The organism is Burkholderia pseudomultivorans (assembly GCF_902499075.1).
Lineage (GTDB): Bacteria > Pseudomonadota > Gammaproteobacteria > Burkholderiales > Burkholderiaceae > Burkholderia > Burkholderia pseudomultivorans.
Genome location: NZ_CABVPP010000147.1, coordinates 1 through 541, shown reverse-complemented (window position 1 = coordinate 541; position 541 = coordinate 1). Strand labels below are relative to the sequence as shown.

General features: G+C 51.0%; 2 tRNA genes and 1 pseudogene. All 3 read right to left on the bottom strand.

What is annotated here, in order from left to right:
- Nucleotides 1-201: pseudogene (locus BST28156_RS34590) on the bottom strand (hypothetical protein); the annotation flags it as partial.
- Between the two features lie 149 nt (nucleotides 202-350).
- Nucleotides 351-426, bottom strand: a tRNA-Ala gene (locus tag BST28156_RS34585).
- 38 nt (nucleotides 427-464) lie between these two features.
- Nucleotides 465-541 (bottom strand) — tRNA-Ile (locus tag BST28156_RS34580).

Genomic DNA, 541 nt, shown 5'->3' with positions numbered 1-541 from the left:
GCGTCCTTCATCGCCTGTGATCGCCAAGGCATCCACCACATGCACTTGTTCGCTTGACCCTATAACGAGTCTGTCTCTATCGACAGTCGCTACAGGTTGAGTTCTCGCGTTGTGCCGTATTCCAAATTGAGCCGAACATGAAGTTCGAATCATCTTGAGATACATCGATACAATCACAACCCGGATAGTTTCCACGTCCATCTCAAAGACGCTTCCGCTATCCAAATTACTTACTTCTTCCAGATTGTTAAAGAACGACAGCCGATATCTGTTGATATCACTCTGACTGGCTCAATCGCCAATGCCAAATCCTCGGTTCGCTTTCGAACCAAGCACTTCGCATTGAAGATTGGTGGAGGCAGACGGGATCGAACCGACGACCCCCTGCTTGCAAAGCAGGTGCTCTCCCAGCTGAGCTATGCCCCCATACAGAGACGCCTCAGGTTTCTTCACGCCAGACAACTTGGTGGGTCTGGTTGGATTCGAACCAACGACCCCCGCCTTATCAAGACGGTGCTCTAACCGACTGAGCTACAGACCC